Origin of the sequence: Xanthomonas sp. WHRI 10207, from assembly GCF_040202975.1 — a bacterium.
Classification (GTDB): Bacteria; Pseudomonadota; Gammaproteobacteria; order Xanthomonadales; family Xanthomonadaceae; genus Xanthomonas.
The window spans coordinates 689,912-704,500 of record NZ_JBEGDX010000001.1 but is presented as its reverse complement, the minus strand read 5'-3'; the positions used below and the strand labels follow the sequence as shown (position 1 = coordinate 704,500).

At 63.3% G+C, this 14,589-nt stretch carries 8 protein-coding genes and 1 pseudogene; 2 read left to right on the top strand and 7 right to left on the bottom strand.

What is annotated here, in order from left to right:
* Positions 1-9 precede the first annotated feature (9 nt).
* From lepA to rpoE, 4 genes are all read right to left on the bottom strand, one after another.
* On the bottom strand, positions 10-1,800 hold the full coding sequence (gene lepA / locus ABQU90_RS03105) for a translation elongation factor 4 (RefSeq protein WP_055845361.1): 1,791 nt from the start codon (positions 1,798-1,800) through the stop codon (positions 10-12).
* A gap of 190 nt (positions 1,801-1,990) precedes the next feature.
* Entirely contained in the window at positions 1,991-3,592 is a 1,602-nt protein-coding gene (locus tag ABQU90_RS03100) for a DegQ family serine endoprotease (RefSeq protein ID WP_323521916.1), read from the bottom strand.
* A gap of 109 nt (positions 3,593-3,701) precedes the next feature.
* A complete protein-coding gene (locus tag ABQU90_RS03095) occupies positions 3,702-4,580 on the bottom strand; it encodes a sigma-E factor negative regulatory protein (protein ID WP_323521914.1) in 879 nt (292 codons plus the stop codon).
* Positions 4,577-5,197, bottom strand: a complete 621-nt coding sequence (rpoE, locus tag ABQU90_RS03090; protein ID WP_005991949.1) for an RNA polymerase sigma factor RpoE — start codon at positions 5,195-5,197, stop codon at positions 4,577-4,579. Before rpoE ends, ABQU90_RS03095 begins: the two co-directional genes overlap by 4 nt.
* Positions 5,198-5,432: 235 nt before the next feature.
* Here rpoE and ABQU90_RS03085 point away from each other — a divergent pair, with 235 nt between their 5' ends.
* Positions 5,433-7,514 carry a 3-hydroxyacyl-CoA dehydrogenase NAD-binding domain-containing protein gene (locus ABQU90_RS03085; protein WP_323521912.1) on the top strand — a complete coding sequence of 694 codons (2,082 nt, stop codon included), beginning with the start codon at positions 5,433-5,435 and terminating at the stop codon, positions 7,512-7,514.
* A gap of 165 nt (positions 7,515-7,679) precedes the next feature.
* Here ABQU90_RS03085 and ABQU90_RS03080 read toward each other — a convergent pair whose 3' ends face one another.
* From ABQU90_RS03080 to ABQU90_RS03070, 3 genes and pseudogenes are all read right to left on the bottom strand, one after another.
* Positions 7,680-10,532 carry a TonB-dependent receptor gene (locus ABQU90_RS03080; protein WP_323521911.1) on the bottom strand — a complete coding sequence of 951 codons (2,853 nt, stop codon included), beginning with the start codon at positions 10,530-10,532 and terminating at the stop codon, positions 7,680-7,682.
* A gap of 316 nt (positions 10,533-10,848) precedes the next feature.
* Positions 10,849-12,429, bottom strand: a complete 1,581-nt coding sequence (locus ABQU90_RS03075; RefSeq protein WP_323521910.1) for a tetratricopeptide repeat-containing sulfotransferase family protein — start codon at positions 12,427-12,429, stop codon at positions 10,849-10,851.
* Positions 12,430-12,468: 39 nt separating this feature from the next.
* Positions 12,469-12,858 (bottom strand): annotated as a pseudogene (locus tag ABQU90_RS03070) (hypothetical protein); the annotation flags it as partial.
* Positions 12,859-13,081: 223 nt separating this feature from the next.
* Between ABQU90_RS03070 and ABQU90_RS03065 the strand changes: the two are divergent.
* Positions 13,082-14,584, top strand: a complete 1,503-nt coding sequence (locus tag ABQU90_RS03065; RefSeq protein ID WP_323521908.1) for a tetratricopeptide repeat-containing sulfotransferase family protein — start codon at positions 13,082-13,084, stop codon at positions 14,582-14,584.
* Positions 14,585-14,589: the final 5 nt, after the last annotated feature.

Below are 14,589 nucleotides of genomic sequence, written 5' to 3'. Positions count from 1 at the left end.
CATTCCCTGCTACTTATCCATCTGCAGCACGGCCAGGAAGGCCTCCTGCGGAATCTCCACGCGGCCGACCTGCTTCATGCGCTTCTTGCCTTCTTTCTGCTTTTCCAGCAGCTTTTTCTTGCGCGAAACGTCGCCACCATAGCACTTGGCCAACACGTTCTTGCGCATCGCCTTGACCGTGGAACGCGAGATGATCTGCGAGCCGACGGCGGCCTGAATTGCGACGTCGAACATCTGCCGCGGGATCAGTTCCTTCATCTTTTCGCACAGCTCGCGGCCGCGCCGGTCGGCATGGCTGCGGTGCACGATCAGCGACAACGCATCGACCTTGTCGCCATTGATCAGCACGTCCACCCGCACGAACGGGCCGGCATCGAAACGCACGAAGTGATAATCCAGCGAGGCATAGCCACGGCTCACAGACTTGAGCTTGTCGAAGAAGTCCAGCACCACTTCGGCCATCGGCAGTTCGTAGCTGATCTGCACCTGGCTGCCCAGATAATTGATGCTGATCTGGGTGCCGCGCTTTTCTTCGCACAACTTGATGATGTTGCCGATGTATTCCTCGGGCGTCAGCACGTTGGCGCGAATGATCGGCTCGCGAATCTCCTCCACCAGGTTCAACTGCGGCAGCTTGGCCGGGTTGTCCATGTTGATGATGGAGCCGTCGGTCTTGAGGACTTCGTACACCACGGTCGGCGCGGTGCTGATCAGGTCCAGGTTGTACTCGCGCTCCAGACGCTCCTGCACGATTTCCATGTGCAGCATGCCCAGGAAGCCGCAACGGAAACCAAAGCCCATCGCTTCGGAGCTTTCCGGCTCGAAACGCAGCGCGGCATCGTTCAGACGCAACTTGTCCAAAGCCTCGCGCAGATCCGGATAGTCCTCGGCATCGACCGGAAACAGGCCGGCGAACACACGCGGCTGCATTTCCTGAAAACCCGGCAACGCATACGGCGCGGGATCGGCAGCCAGGGTCAAGGTGTCGCCGACCGGCGCGCCATGCACATCCTTGATCGAAGCATTGATCCAGCCCACTTCGCCAGCACCCAGAGAAGGCAGATCCTTGCGCTTGGGGGTGAACACGCCGACCTTGTCGACCAGGTGCGTGCGCCCGGTCGACATCACCAGAATCTTGCTGCCCGGCTTGATCTGGCCCTGCATCACGCGCACCAGCGACACCACGCCCAGGTAATTGTCGAACCAGGAATCGATGATCAGCGCCTGCAGCTTGTCGGTATCGCGCGGCTTGGGCGGCGGGATGCGATGCACGATCGCTTCCAGCACCAGATCGATGTTCAGACCGGTCTTGGCACTGACCGCGACCGCGTCTTCGGCATCGATACCGATCACCGCTTCGATCTCGGCCTTGGCACGGGCGATGTCGGCAGTCGGCAGGTCGATCTTGTTGAGCACCGGCACCACTTCCAGCCCCTGCTCCACCGCGGTATAGCAGTTGGCCACCGACTGCGCTTCCACGCCCTGGGCGGCATCGACCACCAACAGCGCGCCTTCGCAGGCGGCCAGCGAGCGGCTGACTTCATAGGAGAAGTCGACATGCCCGGGGGTGTCGATGAAATTCAGCTGATAGACCTGCCCGTCCTTGGCCGTATACGGCAAGGACACCGACTGTGCCTTGATCGTGATTCCGCGTTCGCGTTCGATCGGGTTGGAGTCGAGAACCTGGGCCTCCATCTCGCGCGCCTGAAGGCCGCCGCATAGCTGGATGATCCGGTCGGCCAGGGTGGATTTCCCGTGATCGACGTGGGCAATGATGGAGAAGTTGCGGATGTACCGCATTGAATCAGAGGACATTGAGGTGGGCGCCGGCGGGGCCGTCGTCAGGGTAACGCAGCATTATCGCACGCTTTGGAGCGGGGATTAGGGAGTCGGGATTGGGGATTCGAAAGTCAGAGGCAAGAACAGGTACCCGCGAGCGGGGGCCTGCTCTTGCCAATCCCGAATCACCAATGACCAATCCCGGCCGTCCTCACCCGCCGGCCTTCAGCGCCACATAGCTGGTGGCCTTGCCGTCGGTGACCAGCAGCATGACCACGTCGCCCTTCTTGTAGCTGGACAGCGCGCGGTTGAGCTCGGCGACGCTGCCGACCTTGGTACGGCCGACGCGGGCGATGAGCAGGCCCGGCGACAGCGGCGGTTGGGTGCTGCGCGCTGCTGCGCCGGTGACCGCGGCAATCCGCACGCCTTCGCCCGCTTCCAGGCCCAGCCGACTGCGCTCGGCGGCGGTCAGGTCGGCTACCTGCAAGCCGAGCAAGGCCACACTGGCCGGAGCCTCCGGCTTGGCGTCGGCCGCTGCGGTGCGTGGCGCGGTGTCTTCGCTGCCATCCTGCAATGGCGCCAGCACGACTGACACCTGACGGGGTTTGCCATCGCGCAGAATGTCCAGATTGACCTTGGCGCCAGGCGGCATCAGGCCGATCATCGGCGGCAGGTCGCTGGCCACCTCGATCGGCTTGCCATTGACCGCACGGATCACATCGCCCACCTCGACACCGGCCTTTGCGGCCGGGCTGCCAGCGGGGATGTCGTTGACCAGCGCGCCGCGGCTATCCGGCAGGCCCAGCCCTTGCGCCTTGAGCGAGTCGATCGCGCCAACCTGCACGCCGAGCATGCCGCGACTGACCCGACCAGTGGCCTTGATCTGCTCGGCCGCACTGAAGGCCAGGTCGATCGGGATCGCAAAACTGATCCCCATGTAGCCGCCCGACGCGGAGAAGATCTGCGAATTGATGCCGACCACTTCGCCGCGGGTGTTGAGCAGCGGGCCACCGGAGTTGCCCTGGTTGATCGCCACGTCGGTCTGGATGAAGGGCACATAGCGTTGGTCGGCGTACGGATTGCTGCGGCCGGTGGCGCTGACGATGCCGGCGGTGACCGAGTGATCCAGCCCGAACGGCGAGCCGATCGCCACCACCCACTGGCCGGGCTTGAGCGTATTGGAGTCGCCCAGGCGCACGGTCGGCAGCCCCTTGGCCTCGATCTTCAGCAGCGCTACGTCGAACTGTTCGTCGCTGCCCACCACCTTGGCCTTGAACTCGCGGCGGTCGGTGAGCTTGACGGTGACTTCGCTGGCGCCATCGACCACGTGGTGATTGGTCAGCACATAGCCGTCGGCGGAAATGATGAATCCCGAGCCCATCGACTTGCCGGCGATGCCGCCATCGTCATCGCCACCACCCTGGCCCGGCCCCTGCCGCGGGCCGCCCGGCATCTGAAAATCCGGGCCGAAGAAGCGCTTGAAGAACTCCGGCATCTGCTCGTCTTCCGGCATGCCGCCCTGACCGGGCATCCCACCTTGCCCGCCGCGCCCGCCACGCGCCGAACGCGCCATCGCATCCTTGCGGGTGATGGTGGTTTCGATATTGACCACACCCGGGCCGACCTGTTCGACCAGATTGGTGAAGTCCGGCAGGCCGGCGACCAACTGCGGCGCCGGGGTGGTGCTGCGGTTGGCGGCAATCGGCGCACTGGCCTTGGCGGCCGGCGCTGGCGCGGTTTGCTGAGCACAGGCTGCCAGCGGCAACGTCATGGCGATCAGGCCAAACATCTGGGTACGCATGCGGTGATTCATCGAGTTGCCTCCGATGGCAGGGCGACAGGGGCCGGAACCCGCGAGATGACACGGGCCCGGCAAGTTAACGGGAGGGAGCGCGCCGACTGGATGAAGATCGGCGGCCGGATCAGTTCTGCGGGACCTGCACCGGCAGCGGCCGGCTCTGCGCAGGGTTGCCGGTCGCCTGGGGGGCAGGCTCGAACGGATAGAACGCCGGACCCTGGCGGCTCTGGCTGAAACTGGCATTGAGCGGGCTATCGCCGGCGCCGGACAACGCCGCGCGTGGCCACGGGCGCGCCTGCAGTGTCGTGTCCGGATGGGTAAATGGATTGGAAGTTGCTGCCGGACTCACCGCTGCCGCAGGAGCCGGGGTAGCCGACGCCACCATCCGGGCAGGCACCTGTTGCTGCCGTGCCGCTGCACTGCGCGCTACCTGCTGATTGCGGGTAGCGGCACCGCGGCGCGTGGACGCCAGCGCAGCGGCCGGCACCGCCGCGACGAGCGCGCCGCCGTCGCCGGGGTTGGCCGGGTCGGGCATTACCGGTGCTTGCGGGGCAACCGGCGGCGAGGCGGCGGGCGGCAGTTGCGCCGCAGTCGCATACACCGGCACAGCGGAGGCTGGCGGTGCCGTCTCCGGCAAGCGCTCGCGCGCCATGAACAAGGCGATTGCGGCAACCGACGCAGCAATCGCTGCACCGCCACCCCAACGCCAGCGTGCGGCCGAGCGCGGTGCCGGCTGCGCCTGCGGCGCTGGCTCATCGGCAATGGCGCTGCGCACACGCGCGGCAAAATCCAGTGGCGCCGGCGCGCTGGCTGCACCGCGCAGCACATCGCCGCACAGCTGCCAGCGCTCGTGGCAGCCGGCCAGCTCCTCATCGTGCGCCAGACGGCGCAGCAAGAAGCGCGACTCGTCGGCGTTCAACTCTCCGTCGACCAGCGCAGACAACTGCTGCCGGTAGTGACGTTCGAATTTGTCGGTGGTGGACATGGCAAGGTTATCGCTCATACACGGTGTCGCTCACGGGTAGCGCTTTCGGTCTCCAGCAGAGGCCGTAGCTCGATGTCGATGGCCTCGCGCGCCCGGAAGATGCGCGAGCGCACCGTTCCGATCGGGCAATCCATCTTTCGCGCGATGTCCTCGTAACTCAGCCCCTCCACCTCGCGCAGGGTGATGGCCGACCGGAGTTCTTCCGGCAGTGCTTGGACCGCACGCATCACCGTTTGTTCCAGCTCCTGTCGCATCAATTCGCGCTCCGGGGTGTCGTTGTCGCGCAACCGGGTCGCTCCATCGAACTGCTCGGCATCGCTGATCTCGATGTCGTCGGTGGGCGGGCGGCGGTTGTGCGCAACCAGATGGTTCTTGGCAGTGTTGACGGCAATGCGGTGCAGCCATGTATAGAACTGGGAGTCGCCGCGGAAACTGTTGATCGCGCGGTACGCGCGCACAAACGTATCCTGGGCCACGTCCTGACATTCGCTCCAGTCGGCGATGTAGCGCCCGATCAACGCAACGATCCGATGCTGGTATTTGCGCACCAGCACGTCGAACGCTGCGCTCTCGCCGCGCTGCACACGCCGGACCAGTTCCAGGTCCAGCTCCTGAGGTGTATCGACTTCGGCCATGTTGGGCCGCACTCCTGTCAGCCCACCGAAGTCGGGCAATGAGACCGCCGTTGAAGAGGAAAGTTCATACCGATCGGTTCGATCGTCACGTAGCAGGGTAGCGGCTCCACTGCGCCGCTGGCGACGCCTCCCGCGAAGCGCGTGCCGTCCTGTCGACTGGTATGGGTATTTGACGTGATGGAAACAACCTCTGGATGATAACGGCCTTTCCTTATATCGCCGGACGGCCAGACGCATGCTTCCAGGTTTCGACGGGCTCCGATTCAGCCATTGGCAGGCCGACCTGCGCGAGGACGGCGTGGTCGTCCTCAGCCTTGATCGACAAGGCGCACCGGTCAACGCGTTTTCGCAGGAGGTGCTGCTCGAACTGGGCGCGCTGGTCGAGCGGCTGGCACTGGACCCGCCCAAGGGCGTGGTGCTGCGCTCGGCCAAGGCCAACGGCTTCATTGCCGGCGCCGACCTGAAGGAGTTCCAGGACTTCGACCGCAAGGGCACGGTCAACGATGCGATCCATCGCGGCCAACAGGCGTTCCAGAAACTGGCCGAACTACCCTGCCCTACGGTGGCGGCGATCCACGGCTTCTGCATGGGCGGCGGCACCGAAATCGCGCTGGCGTGCCGGTATCGGGTGGCGTCGGACGACGCCAGCACACGCATCGGCCTGCCGGAAACCAAGCTCGGCATCTTCCCCGGCTGGGGCGGCAGCGCCCGCTTGCCGCGTCTGATCGGTGCACCGGCGGCGATGGATCTGATGCTGACCGGTCGCACCGTCTCGGCCAAGGCCGCGCGGACGATGGGGCTGATCGACAAGGTCGCCGCGCCTGCAGTGCTGGTGGATGCCGCCGCCGCATTGGCCTTGAACGGCACCACGCGCCCGTTCAAGCAACGCGCGACCGCCTGGGCCACCAACACGTTGCTGGCACGCAAGCTGCTCGCGCCGCAGATGCGCAAGCAGGTCGCACGCAAGGCGCGCAAGGAGCATTACCCGGCGCCGTATGCCTTGATCAACGTGTGGGAGCGCGCGGGCGGCAGCGGCATCCAGGCGCGGCTTGCGGCCGAGCGCAAGGCGGTGGTCAAGCTCGCCAGCACGCCGACTGCGCGCAACCTGATCCGTATCTTCTTCCTGACCGAGCGTTTGAAGGCGCTGGGCGGCAAGGATGCAGGCGCGGCCGCGTTGCCGCCGATTCGCCACGTGCATGTGATCGGTGCCGGCGTGATGGGCGGCGATATCGCCGCGTGGGCCGCCTACAAGGGCTTTGATGTCACCCTGCAGGACCGTGAGCAACGCTTTATCGATACGGCACTGACGCGCGGCGGCGAGCTGTTTACCAAGCGGGTGAAGGACGACGCCAAGCGGCCGGCGGTGGCAGCGCGCCTGCGTGGCGATTTGGCTGGCGCAGGCGTGGCGCAGGCGGATCTGGTGATCGAGGCGATCATCGAAAATCCGCAGGCCAAGCGCGACCTGTATCAGTCCATCGAGCCGCAACTCAAGCCCGATGCAGTGCTGACCACCAATACTTCGTCGATTCCGCTGACCGAGCTGCGTGGTCACATCCAGCGCCCGGCGCAATTTGCCGGCCTGCACTATTTCAACCCGGTGGCGATGATGCCGCTGGTGGAAATCGTGCAGCACGATGGCCTGGATCCGGCCAACGTGGCGCGCCTGGCGGCGTTCTGCAAGGCGCTGGACAAGTTCCCGGTGCCGGTGGCGGGCACGCCCGGATTTCTGGTCAATCGCGTGCTGTTCCCGTATCTGCTCGAAGCGGCCACCGCGTATGCCGAGGGCATTCCGGGACCGGTACTGGACAAGACTGCGGTGAAGTTCGGCATGCCGATGGGGCCGATCGAGTTGATCGACACGGTGGGGCTGGACGTCGCTGCCGGCGTCGGCGCCGAGTTGGCGCCGTTCCTGCACCTGCCGATTCCCGCCGCGCTTGCCACGGTGGACGCCGGCAAGCGCGGCAAGAAGGACGGCCAGGGCCTGTACAAATGGGAGAACGGCCGCGCGGTCAAACCCGAAGTGGCCAGCGGCTATGCCGTGCCCGCAGATCTGGAAGACCGCCTGATCCTGCCGCTGCTCAACGAAGCGGTGGCCTGCCTGCACGACGGCGTGGTGGCCGATGCGGACCTGCTCGATGCCGGCGTCATCTTCGGTACCGGCTTCGCCCCGTTCCGTGGCGGCCCGATCCAGCATATCCGCAGCGTCGGCGCGGATGCGCTGCTCGAACGTTTGCAGGCACTGCACGCGCGTTATGGCGAACGCTTTGCCCCGCGCCCGGGCTGGGATTCGCCGGTGTTGCGGGAAGCGGTGGCATGAGTCTCCGGTAACGGGATTTTGCCTGCGAAAGCACGCGCGCCGATTGATCGTCGGCTGATTCGAATCAAGGTGCGGCGACACAACGATCGAGCGGGTCGTCACCGCCCAACAACAGAACGGCGAGCCAAGGCTCGCCGTTCTTTTTTACCGGTGCCGCAACGCAACTTAGAAGCGCAGACCCACACTGGTGAAGATGTAACGCCCCGCTTGGTCGTAACCCCCCAGGGAGTTACCGTTGAAGGTGAGGCTCCCACCCACCAGCGGCGGTTCCTTGTCGGCGATGTTGTTGACGCCCAGCGTCCAGGTGACGTAATCGCCCAACTGCATCGAACCGGACAGGTCGAAGTAGTTGTACGCCGACACCTTGTTGCCCTGGTTCACTAGGCGCACGTCGGTTGTGCCACGGGTTCCGTCGGTGTTCTGGTAGTCCAGCTCACCGATGTAACGCCAACGCAGACTTACTGTGTAGCGATCGAAGTTGTAGCGCGTGCTCAGCACATGCCGCCACTCGGCACTATTGCATGCCACGTTGACCACGCCAGCGCAGTCGTAGGTCACTTCCTGCACGCCCGGAACCGGCTCGTATTCCTGCTTGAGGGCATAGCTGCCCATCATCGAGGCGGTCAGGCGGCCCGGGCCGACACTCCATGCATACGACGCGGTCAGATCGATCCCCTGGAAGTGCAACGAGCCGAAATTGTCCTGGGAATTGAAGATCAGGCCAGAGACATCGGGGTCGCTGCCGCGGAACAGATCGCCGGTGGTGGCGTTGCGGCGGACGCGGCTGCAGATGTCCGCATTGCCGGTGACACCGCATGCGGTCAGGATGTTGGAAGAACCGATGGCGCGGATGGCGTCGTCTATCTTGATGTCGTAGTAGTCCACGCTCAGATCGAGCCCCTTGATCGGGCTGGCCGCAAAGCCGACCGTCCAGGTGTTGGCCGTTTCCGGTTGCAGCGCGGTATTACCACCAGCAATTTCGTTGTACTGCCCCGCTGGATTTGCTGCCACACGCCCGTATTGCGCGGCCGTCACACCGGTGTTGGCGCACTGGGCCTGGGTAAAGGTCGGATTGGCGCCAGCGCAGGGGTCGCTACCGCTCCATAGCCCGATCGTATTTTCGTTGTACAGCTCGGTGACGTTCGGAGCGCGGATCGCACGGTTCCAGCCTGCGCGCAAATGATATTTGCCATCGACAAATGTCGCACCCAGACCGGCCTTGTACGTGCTGACGCCACCGGAGATGTCGTAGTCCGAGTAGCGATAGCCAAGCTGCATATCCAGATGATCCAGGCTACCTGCGTTAGCCAGAAGCGGCACGGCGCCTTCCAGGAACAATTCCTTGACGCTGATATCGCCGGATACATTGGAGGTCGGGCCACCGAGACCGGTGAAGTTGCCGGTCTGCATATTGCTGTCGGCGACGCGTTTGAAGGTTTCAGTACGGGTTTCCACGCCACCGACCACGCTAATCGGATTCTCGCCGGCCCATGGCAGGCTGTAACCGAAGTTGCCGGTCACATATGCATTGAACACGCGCATCGAGGTTTCGTAATTGACGATACCTACGCCCTGTAGCGCCTGCGCTTCTGCTGCGGTCACGCTGTCATTCCAGACGCTGTACGGCACGCAGCCGTCGAATGCGCCAGGCTGACAACCCAATAGCGCATCGCGCACCCGGGTAGTGACAAAGTCGTTGATATTTTCCGACTTGGTGGTACTGCGGTTATAGGTAAAGGAGGCGTCGTACGACCAGTTGTCGTTGATATCGCCCTGCGCACCAGTGGTGATGCTGAAGCTGTTTGTGTCTGAATCGGTAATGCGCGGACCACCTTCGACGTTGCGCTTGGCAACGTAGACCGTGAACTCGTCGTCTGTGATACCGACATCGTTACACAAGCTGCCGATCACCGATGTTGCGCAGTTGACATTGAGGTCGGTAAAGAATGCACCGGATGGAGCGATCTGGGTGGAACTCTTGCGGTTGACGAAGAGTGTTTCGAGGTAGGGCTTGAAGTGCTCATTGACCTCGTACTTGATGCTGCTGCCAGCCGTATAACGCGTGTCAGGCCGTTGGTAGTAATTTAACGGCGCAAAATTGTAGAGATTGGGCGAAGCGACCTGCGACCAGGTCCCGCCCGCGGACGGCTGCACATAGAACGCCCCGGCAGACGGAGCGACAACGTAGAAATTGGCAGGGTCCGCAGTCGCCGAACCGCCGCATGCAGTGCCCGCATTGCTCAATGCACAGGCAGAGTAATCGCGCTGTCCCTGCAGCAAGGGATCATTCTCGCGCCAGGTTGCCCAGGCGGTCGCATGACCGGATTCGCCGAAACTGCCGCCGATCGCCAGATCCACATTGCGGGAAATACCATCGAAACCGGAATTGCCGGTTGGATAATCGTACCCCGCATCATCCATCAGGCCGCGCATCAGCTTATTGCCGTTGTCGTGCTGAAAGGCGTTGTAGCCCATATCGACACTGACACCTTCAAACTCGTCGTCCAGTACGAAGTTGACCACGCCGGCGACTGCGTCCGACCCGTACACCGCAGAAGCACCGCCAGTGAGAACATCCACCCGGCGCACCAGTGCGGCAGGAATGATGCTGATATCCGGGCTTTCGCCGATGCCCTTGGGGATACGCCTGCCGTTGACCAAGGTCAGGGTCCGCTGCGCACCCAAGCCACGCAGATCGACGGTTGCATATCCATCCGAACCGTTGTTGGCAAAGTTGTCGAAGCTCGCGGCAAGCTGGGGATACTGATTGATCAGATCTTCGACCTTGGTCGCGCCGGTGTATTGAAATTCTTCCTTGTTGATTTCTGCCACGGGGCTAGAGGCAGTCATCGTCTGGCTTTTGATGCGCGTGCCGGTGACGTTGACCGTGTCCAGGCTTTTGGCATCCATCGATGGCTGCTCCTGCGCCATCACGGACCCTGTGAACGCCAGTGCAGCGGCGCCAACCGCGAGCGATACCCTGATGGCATCGCGCAACTTGCTGGTCTTCAATCTCATCTCTCTCTCCGACAGTGCGAACGGGTGGCGCAGGGCAAGACACGCCACCGGAGAGCGGCAGGTGCGCAACCACTGCGACGACGCGGGCGAGCGCAGTAAACGGCGCTGACCACATTGGCTAGCGGGGGGCGAAATAAGCGCCCGAAAAACGCTGCCAAGCCGATGCTAAGGCGATGTCAAAGAAAATTAAAGCCCTGTTCAGCAATGCTCTGAAAGGGTGCGCAAAAGCCCCAAAACGGTGCGTGGATCACACAGTCATTGGATTGCAGGGCTCATCGCACCATCGGCCAACGGTCTATGTAGGCCGATGCACCGATCACCTTGCAGTGGGCACTTCAACACCGGCTATCTGCAGCCGCTTCACCAGTGCGCCAAGTCCAGACAAATGCCGACGTGAGCCATGTACCGAGCGCTGATGTATCTCTCCGCGTACTTGAGCCGCACTCGCAGTGACAAAGGCCACTTCCGTCATCTCGGGCACAGCCTGGCGCGAGGCAAGCCCGCACCACTGCAATACCTGGGCGATCTGATGACCGGTATCGCGCACCAACTCCTCGTAGTGCACGTCCAAGATCTTCCCCGGCAGCAGTGCATGCCAATGACGCATCGTCTGCTGATAGGCCAGGTAATACTCGCCAATTTCGTCGAGCGCGTAAGAGAACGGATAAGCGTTGTAGAACAGGGTTTTGTACATGGCGTAGCAGGTATCGAGCGGGTCCCGTACCAGGTGGATGATGCGCGCCTTCGGCAAGGCCGTTGCGATCATGCCGCAGTAGAGATAGTTGATCGGCATCTTGTCGATCAACAGCGGATGCCCATGAACAACCTCACGCGCGCCGCGAAGGTAATCCTCACCGAGCGCGGCAAAATCGATCTGCAGCGATGCCTGCGCCGCCGTCAGCACCGGGTTGCTTGACACGATTGGTGACGTTGCAGCGCCCAGCAGTGCACCGAAGTCCATCAGTTCCCCCGCCGAACGAGCGTCGGCGTGCTGTACGAGCAGCCGTTCAAGCAACGTGGTGCCCGAGCGCGGCAAGCCAACGATGAAGATGACACCCTCGCCACCCTGGCCCGAGCGCAGCGTCTGTACTGCCGCCGGACCGTAAGCGTCGCGTATCTGCGCGATACGCGCGCACTCGGCAGCGACGTCGTATTGCAAGGTCGCGCGCTTGCTGGCAGCCGCGACTGTCAGTGTCTGAAACGACCGCTCGTGCCGACCAAGATCTTCCAGCTCCTTGGACAGCGCAAACAGGGCCGCCGCCCTTGCCTGCGCATCGAACGAGGTCGATGCCAACCTGCGGCGCAGATCCTCCAGGTGGTTCTGCTGCGCGGTCTGTCGTCGCAAGCTGGCACGCAGGTACAGCGCATCGCCGGCGTTGGGCACCAACTGCAACAGCCGATCCAGAATACGCTCTGCCGCGTCGAACTCACCGCTGAAAAATTGCATCGTCGCAAGGTCGTACATCAGCCGCGGCTGCTCTCCGAGCAATGTCAGTGCCTGCCGGTACGCATCGCGTGCGGCAACAACATCCTGACAGCCGCTATGCAGAGTACCAATCTGCCAGAGCGCAGCTCCATCTGCCGCCGACAGTGCCTGTGCTTGACGAGCCACGCGCCGGGCCTGGTGGCGGCGACGCAGCTGCACCAGCAAGCTGCCGTACTTGATCAGGAGAGGAACCGGCGACACCGCAACTGCCGCGGCACGCGCGATGCGCTCGGCCGCAGTGTCTGGATCGCCGTTCGCCAGCCAGGCTTCGCTTGCCAACTCAAGGAGATGCGCATCATCGGGATGGTGTGCGCAAGCAGCCTCGGCCAGTGCAACCGCATCGCGGTAGCGGCCCTGGCGCAACAACTGATATCCGTCTCGCAGAATGCTGTTGGGCTCAATCTCGGTCAATCAGGTCTCTCCCGGTCACGGACGCTGGTATCGGCGATGTCAATCGATGCGGCGAGCACGCAGTGCGACGCCGCCGGGTGTGACCAACATGTAGCTCCCCAGCGCAGCAGCGCGAATCGTCACTGCATCGCCCTCGGCCAGATAACCGCGACTGCTGGATTCTGTCAGCGCCCAGCGCTGCTGGCTGTCCAACACAACGACGCGGGTACCGTCGGTCTGATAGGCCACCGCGCGGACGGTGGCGCTCACCTGTGCTGGCGACTGCCCAGTCGACGTCACCGATGCGTGCACCGGGTCGTGACCGAATTCCCGTAGCCCCCTGCTGGCTTCAGCGGCGCGCACTGCAGGCGATGGCGGGAAGCTCGCGTCGTAACAGGCCAGCCGTGGCAACGGATCGAGCACCGACGCACAGGCATGCGTGACAACCTCATGCGCCGCCGCACTCGTTGCGCATACCATCAGCAGGATTCCGAGGGATTTCCACGTTGGCATTGCGTGTCTTCGCTGTCGACGATGACCGAGCATACAAGGCAACCGTGTGGCCGGGTACGGGAACGGCCGCGTTTGCGTCGGCAAGCCGATTGACACACCGCGCATGCATGCTCAAGCATGCGGCAATACCACTTCTCCAGCTACGTTCCGGGAGCATGTATTGAACGCCTTGTTGCAGCAGGCCGCAAAACTCCTGCAGCAGGGACATCTGCAGCAGGCAGCCGAGGCCTATCGACACGTGCTGCAAGCCCAGCCCCGCTGCGCCGATGCCTGGTACAACCTGGGTTACCTGCTTCGCCGTCATGGCGATGCACTCGGGGCACTCGATGCTTACGGGCAGGCCCTGTCCTGCGGCGCTACGGAGCCGGAGCAAATTCACCTCAATCGTGCCGCACTGCTGAGCGAACATCTGCACCGGGACGCGCTGGCGCTTGAAGAACTCGAGCTTGCCCTGCAGTGCCATCCGGATTATCCGCCGGCGCTGCTCAACCTCGGCAATTTGCACGAGGAAATGGGCGCGCGCGATCGAGCGATCGCAGCCTATGCTCGACTTTTGGTCCTCGTTAGCGCCGACACATCCACCCACGCGCTGCAGCTGCAGGCGACCGCCCGCTTGCTGCACCTGGACCCACCCACGCATGCGCAGGATCCGCGCCTGAGCAGGCTTTCCCAAGCTGTCGCGTTGCCGGGCCAGGATGCAGCGTTATCGGCCACCGTCTCGCATGCGCTGGCGCAGGCTTACGATCGCCTGGGGCTGCACCAGCGCGCATTCGAGACGGCAAGCGCCGCCAACCGTGATGGCTACGCACAGTCGCGCCGCTACGACCCAAAAAGGACACAACAGCGCTTCAACCATCTCAGCGCAGTGTTTGCCGACGGCGGCACCTTGAGCGAGCAATCCGATCGGCTCATTGAGCAAAACGTGGCGGCTCCGTTATTCATCTGCGGCATGTTCCGCTCCGGCTCCACTTTGCTCGAACAGGTGCTGTCGCGTCATCCCTGCATTGCTGCAGGGGGCGAGCTGGACGCGCTGCCACGTCTGGTTGCACAGGCGTTGTCACCGTTTCCGCAAGCCGCGCAAGACCTGTCTGCACAAACCCGGGCACGCCTAGCGGCAAGCTATCAACAACGCGTCGCGCTAGCGGTTCCGCAACACACGCAGTTACGCTACATCACGGACAAGCGGCTGGACAACTTTGAACTGGTCGGCTTGATCAAGCAGCTTTTTCCCTGTGCCAGGATCGTGCATACGCGTCGTCATCCGCTGGACAACGGGCTGTCGATCTTCATGCAGCAACTCAATCCGCGTCGATTCGGCTATGCAGGCAGACTGGAAGACATCGGGCATTTCTATGGCGCATCTGCGCAGTTGATGCAGCACTGGCTGTCGCTGTATCCGGACAGCATCCACACCTTCGACTACGACGCCTTCGTTACCGCGCCAGAACCCACATTGCGGGCGCTGCTCGATTTCCTGCAGCTGCCGTGGGAACCCCAGTGTCTGGACTTCCACCACGCGCAGAACGCGGTGAGAACCGCCAGCTACTGGCAGGTGCGGCGCCCGCTGTATACTGAAGCATCGGGCCGCTGGCGGGCGTATGCCGCGCATCTCGGACCACTACGGCAAGCACTTGCAGCAACCGGTGTTGCGATCGAAGACTGAGCACC

Excerpts from the sequence above, each read along its gene's own strand:
- rpoE (WP_005991949.1), bottom strand. The coding sequence starts at position 5,197 with ATGGCCGAAGTCGATACACCTCAGGAGCTGGACCTGGAACTGGTCCGG.
- ABQU90_RS03100 (WP_323521916.1), bottom strand. The coding sequence starts at position 3,592 with ATGAATCACCGCATGCGTACCCAGATGTTTGGCCTGATCGCCATGACG.
- ABQU90_RS03095 (WP_323521914.1), bottom strand. The coding sequence starts at position 4,580 with ATGAGCGATAACCTTGCCATGTCCACCACCGACAAATTCGAACGTCAC.
- lepA (WP_055845361.1), bottom strand. The coding sequence starts at position 1,800 with ATGCGGTACATCCGCAACTTCTCCATCATTGCCCACGTCGATCACGGG.
- ABQU90_RS03085 (WP_323521912.1), top strand. The coding sequence starts at position 5,433 with ATGCTTCCAGGTTTCGACGGGCTCCGATTCAGCCATTGGCAGGCCGAC.
- ABQU90_RS03080 (WP_323521911.1), bottom strand. The coding sequence starts at position 10,532 with ATGAGATTGAAGACCAGCAAGTTGCGCGATGCCATCAGGGTATCGCTC.